At 45.3% G+C, this 4,682-nt stretch carries 7 protein-coding genes and 1 pseudogene; 3 read left to right on the plus strand and 5 right to left on the minus strand.

Annotation, left to right across the window (positions count from 1 at the left end):
* From mutY to RIE73_RS00050, 4 genes and pseudogenes are all read right to left on the minus strand, one after another.
* Positions 1-705, minus strand: a pseudogene (gene mutY / locus RIE73_RS00035) (A/G-specific adenine glycosylase); the annotation flags it as partial.
* Positions 690-923 carry a hypothetical protein gene (locus tag RIE73_RS00040; RefSeq protein WP_446399223.1) on the minus strand — a complete coding sequence of 78 codons (234 nt, stop codon included), beginning with the start codon at positions 921-923 and terminating at the stop codon, positions 690-692. The gene RIE73_RS00040 and the pseudogene mutY, both read right to left, overlap by 16 nt.
* A 742-nt stretch (positions 924-1,665) precedes the next feature.
* Positions 1,666-1,830: a hypothetical protein gene (locus RIE73_RS00045; protein ID WP_446399224.1), complete on the minus strand. Its 165-nt coding sequence runs from the start codon at positions 1,828-1,830 to the stop codon at positions 1,666-1,668.
* Positions 1,831-1,834: 4 nt separating this feature from the next.
* Complete coding sequence (locus RIE73_RS00050) at positions 1,835-2,395, minus strand: CHAT domain-containing protein (RefSeq protein ID WP_446399229.1); 561 nt, start codon at positions 2,393-2,395, stop codon at positions 1,835-1,837.
* Positions 2,396-2,843: 448 nt separating this feature from the next.
* On the opposite strand from RIE73_RS00050, the gene RIE73_RS00055 reads away from it, so the two are divergent.
* From RIE73_RS00055 to RIE73_RS00065, 3 genes are all read left to right on the plus strand, one after another.
* Positions 2,844-3,044 carry a hypothetical protein gene (locus tag RIE73_RS00055; protein WP_446399225.1) on the plus strand — a complete coding sequence of 67 codons (201 nt, stop codon included), beginning with the start codon at positions 2,844-2,846 and terminating at the stop codon, positions 3,042-3,044.
* 40 nt (positions 3,045-3,084) lie between these two features.
* On the plus strand, positions 3,085-3,363 hold the full coding sequence (locus tag RIE73_RS00060) for a hypothetical protein (RefSeq protein ID WP_446399226.1): 279 nt from the start codon (positions 3,085-3,087) through the stop codon (positions 3,361-3,363).
* A gap of 78 nt (positions 3,364-3,441) precedes the next feature.
* Positions 3,442-4,116 (plus strand): hypothetical protein, encoded by a 675-nt coding sequence (locus RIE73_RS00065; protein ID WP_446399227.1) that lies wholly within the window; start codon positions 3,442-3,444, stop codon positions 4,114-4,116.
* A gap of 79 nt (positions 4,117-4,195) precedes the next feature.
* Here the strand turns inward: RIE73_RS00065 and mutT are convergent.
* The coding region (gene mutT / locus RIE73_RS00070) for an 8-oxo-dGTP diphosphatase MutT (RefSeq protein WP_446399228.1) at positions 4,196-4,682 on the minus strand (487 nt) is incomplete at its 5' end.

Below are 4,682 nucleotides of genomic sequence, written 5' to 3' on the forward strand. Positions count from 1 at the left end.
TTGTCCTTGGTCATTCCAAATCACGGCAACACCAATGATTTTGTGAGGTAAGGGAGTAGAAGCTTCACGCATGGGTAACTTAGATGCAATACCTAGATTGTACGCCTGACAGTGACTTTGCCAAGGACAATGGGAACAATCAGGGTTTTTAGGAGTACAGATAGTTGCCCCTAAATCCATTAACGCCTGATTAAACGTGCCAGGATGTTCGGGATCAAGCAAGGTTTCGGACAGTTGCCAAAGCTGCTTCGTCGCTTTAGCTGGTGGTACTGGTAACGCCACCAATCGTGCCAGAATTCGCTTCACATTCCCATCCAGAATTGGCACAGGTTGATTAAAAGCGGCGCTGAGAATTCCGCCAGCGGTGGTTCGACCAATTCCGGGTAATGCTAAAACTTCACTCAGTTGATTCGGAAAAATTCCCCCATAGTTTTCCATGATTTGTTGAGCGGCTTTGTGGAGATTTCTAGCTCTACTGTAGTATCCTAATCCTTGCCAAACTAGAAGCACCTGTTGTAAATCTGCTGTCGCTAGTGCCTCGATGGTGGGAAATGCAGCCAACCAACGGTGATAATAAGGGATAACCGTTTTCACCTGAGTTTGCTGCAACATAACTTCTGAGATCCAGATCCGATAGGGATCGGTGCTACCTCGCCAAGGCAAGTCTCGACCCGCTTTGGCGTACCAGTTTAAGAGGCTTTGTCGCTGATTTTCTGATGCTGTTGCTTGGTGTCAAAGTTGGTGAGATTGGTTTCCATCTCTTTTTGGGCGTGGGTAAGCCAGTAAGTTTTTTGTCCGGGTTCGTTTTGGGGGGTGTATTCGGTGTTGGTGTAGCAGATGAGGTGAGATTTGAGAGTAGTCAGTCCAGGGAAATGTCCCAGATTAGTCAGATTATCCCATAATAAAGCCGCATCATCCGCCACGCGATCGGGGGCGTCGGTGAGGGTTTGACGCAGGTGGAAGGCTTAGAGGGTGAGGCTAAGGTTTTTCATTTATGGGTTATTGGTCTTATATCCTTTGTCATTCGTCATTCGTCATTCGTCTTATGTTGATGGAAATTGCCGAGATTTTCATTAGCCTATAATACAGAATATCTGTAGGAGGTACGGCATTGCCGTACCCTGTTTAGCAGGTTTAATCGGTGTTAACTGACTGAAGAATATCGCCCCTCTCCCACGCCAGCCCTCACCCCCAGCCCCTCTCCCAAGCTTGGGAGAGGGGAGCAAGAGGGGAGTAAGAGAAAAGCGGTTTGTTAGAGGTAATTTTAACCGCATCTTTACGTAATAGTTCCCCTTCTCCCCTGGTGGGAGAAGGGGTTAGGGGATGAGGGGGAAAAAGATAGCTTGTCGGTTCAAATTGTAGTCAACTAAAATAATCATTTATTATTGGCTTCTCGCTGCATTCTCCGTTCTATCAGCTTGAGTCGAACCGCTTCATATTGGGTGGGTTTGTCTGGGGTGTAGATGGGGGTGAATGTCTGATAATAATATTAATAATCATGTCCTTCGCCGCTGGGCTTTGTTGATTCGTTGGCGTGGGAGATTTGCTTCCCCCAACACCAATGGTTACTTGAAAATCTCTGATTTCTGTCTCTGTTACCCCCTCTTCTGTTACCCCCTCTCGTTGTTGCTGGTATCTTTGAAATAGTTCCTGGCGGGAGGCGGATTATTTTAACCATTTTTCCAGTTGATTCGAGATATCCTCGATATCATCATCAGGAAGTTGATTGCCGAGTTTCTTTAAATTATCCCAGTCTGGAGGGGTGAGTAAGTTGGCGTTAGTTTCAAGAACTTTAATGAAGGAAATAATACTGTTTTTGTAGACATACATGATGTTAAAATCCTTTGCCAATTAGACAAAATGCAGCCCAATAATAGGGGTTGTTAAAGGGTTGGGCTTTTTCCCCTTGTTCGGTTTCTAGTTTCTGGAAATCTTTCTTTAATTCTATCTGCCAGGTGGTACTGAAGGGAGAATTGGGAAGCCAGTCTTGAAAGCCTTTGACGGTGGTGTCTCGTAACCAACATTGGGCGGTATTCAGGGCGAGGGCGAGGTTCTCTTGCTGCTGGAGTTCTTGGTAGAATTTGACGATGAGTAGGGCGGTAGCAAAGGCGCTGACTGTCCACAGGCTACTGACGACATTGGTACTCCCGGCTAAGAGGAAACCGTAGGGGAGGCTGATATATTCATCGCTGATATTACTGAAGTCAGTTAACCCAGTTTCGCAGGCGGAAAGGGTGACAAGGCGACAATTACTCAGGCGGAAATCAGCGATGATGTCTTCCAGGGTGAGGTTAGGGACTTGCGGAAAAATAGAATACCAGTCATTGTAGAGGAGAGGAGGCTTCTCAAAGCAATGCTGTTGAACACTATCATGCTCAAAGAGAACCGGGATGATACTAGCTCAAACCGTACTAACTACATTCTGGCGATGCCATTCAGGTATAGTCTAGTGCATCGCGGCAGCAATCCTTGAGCAGCTCACCCTACTGGCGTGACCCAGCTAAAATGGTGCATTAGTATCGGGGAAAACGGATTTAATAATGAGAACACCCCTCTACTGGACGCGATTGCTCTCCAAATATCTGGATGAGTCCACAACCACCCGCCAACAAGAATTTGAGAACACCTTTCTACTGGACGCGATCGCAACTTCATGTTGAAGTTGCTCAACCGATTCAATCCGACGGTTGAGAAATTGCACAGAAAGCACCGACAATTCGGTTTCAGCCACATTCAACCAACTACCGATTACAGCCAGCGCACTCCTTCCTGCCTACCGGATGGATGCTTTTGCTAGCAACACTTTGCCTAATTAACACGGTTGGCGACGTTATAGGTTGTTCATGCCCTCAGCCATTCAAACTGGGGGTTTTTGGTTTGGAGGTGCGATCGCAATTCGGGGGCTGACTCCTGAGAGTGCGATGACACTGCGGATGCTGGATAGGAATGCGAAAAGAACGGTAATGTCTAATTCCTGTGGTTTCTTGAGAGTCAAGCCAACCTATCTATATTTATATCCCTGCACCACCACCAGGGAAGTCTAGCTGTGTATCGGAGTCTGGGACTTCTGTTGCTTTCTCTGGTATGTCTCCTAACCAGGAATATGCTGCTTATGATACTGAGGTGGATGTCTTTGATACGAAGTTTGCCAACTCTCAAGGAGTCGTGGTGTTTGAGTTTGGTGAGGATGTCCGTGAGTTGACTTGGGAAGGAAGCCCGGATTGGATTGAGGTTATTCGAGGGAATGGGGATGAAGTGGGCGATTTTAGTCCGGTTAGAACGGTTGGGGTAAAGAGTATGAGTACTTGTACTGTTTATCCGATTAATCAGGAAGGGCAGATTATTAAGATTAATCCAGTGTGACAGTTGCGTAAGTCCTGGTATATTGACCTATTTTGCATATATGTTGGCTGTACGCCAAATACTGTATAGTTAATAATAGTGAATGAAGATAAATATAGCAATAATTTCTTGCGGTTAAGGGATCAACAATCCGCGACAGAGGGTGGCTCTGTTTCAGGCTTCTTCATAAATCAAGACCAGATTTTTGATGATGTTAAGGTTTCAGCTCTTCTTAATCCAGCCGGCGATAGTAATGACGAGATAGCAGTGCTAGCCAGAGTAGACTTGTCTAGTCTCAGTAGCTACGCCGCAACAATTGACTTTAGTAATGGTGAACTCATATTGGCTAAAATCATTGGAGGTCAGGCTGGAGATCAGGCTATAATCCTTGCTAATGCTTTTAACGTTTTACCATCGTTGGATCAGGCATATTTTGTTGAGCTAGAAGTTATTAGGAACAAAGTCATCGGTCGCTTCTTTGATGCTTCAGGTAGCGTTGAGTTGTTTAGCCTAAACGCAATAGATACAAATGCTCCTTTATTGACAGGGACTTCAGGTGTTGCGGTAGATATTAGTCAGGTGTCTTTTCCTAACTTTAATGACCCAAACAATGCTACATTTGATAATTTCAGCTCTAGGTCAGTCTCAGTACCTGAGCCCAATAATTTGTTAAGTCTTCTAGCTGTAGGTGTGATCGTCACGGGTATTAAATTTAAAAAACAAGTCAGCAGTCGTAATGGTTTCGTTGCGAAAAATAAACGATTTAAATCCTAGTCCTAGCTTCACAGTTTTTTGATGAATTAATGGGTTGAGGCATAAAATCACCGTATAACTCGATATGAAGCCATTTTAACTAAGAGTTTGGCTGAGTTTGTCCGGAAGATCTCAATGCTGCAATAATCTGAATATTAGCCTTGGGAAACGGAAACTGGTCAATTTCCTCTAGGGTTACCCAACGGATTTCATCACATTCCAGGGCTTGAGGCACACCTGAGAGATGACGACAGTGATGAACAATCAACGTCACGCGAAAATGGCTATAGGCATGATCGACCGTGATTACGCGATCGCCTACCTCTATCTCGATTCCCAATTCTTCCCGAATTTCCCGCTGAATACAGTCTGCCACGGTTTCATCCGGCTCAATTTTGCCGCCAGGAAACTCCCATAATCCACCCAGTAACCCCTGAGCAGGGCGACGGTCAATTAAAATTTGTCCTTGGTCATTCCAAATCACGGCAACACCAATGATTTTGTGAGGTAAGGGAGTAGAAGCTTCACGCATGGGTAACTTAGATGCAATACCTAGATTGTACGCCTGACAGTGACTTTGCCAAGGA

It is taken from the genome of Coleofasciculus sp. C1-SOL-03 (genome assembly GCF_040220555.1).
Classification (GTDB): domain Bacteria; phylum Cyanobacteriota; class Cyanobacteriia; order Cyanobacteriales; family Coleofasciculaceae; genus Coleofasciculus.

Bases quoted from the DNA above. Each gene is read 5' to 3' on its own strand.
- RIE73_RS00045 (WP_446399224.1), bottom strand. From the start codon at position 1,830: ATGTATGTCTACAAAAACAGTATTATTTCCTTCATTAAAGTTCTTGAA.
- RIE73_RS00055 (WP_446399225.1), top strand. From the start codon at position 2,844: ATGCCCTCAGCCATTCAAACTGGGGGTTTTTGGTTTGGAGGTGCGATC.
- RIE73_RS00060 (WP_446399226.1), top strand. From the start codon at position 3,085: ATGTCTCCTAACCAGGAATATGCTGCTTATGATACTGAGGTGGATGTC.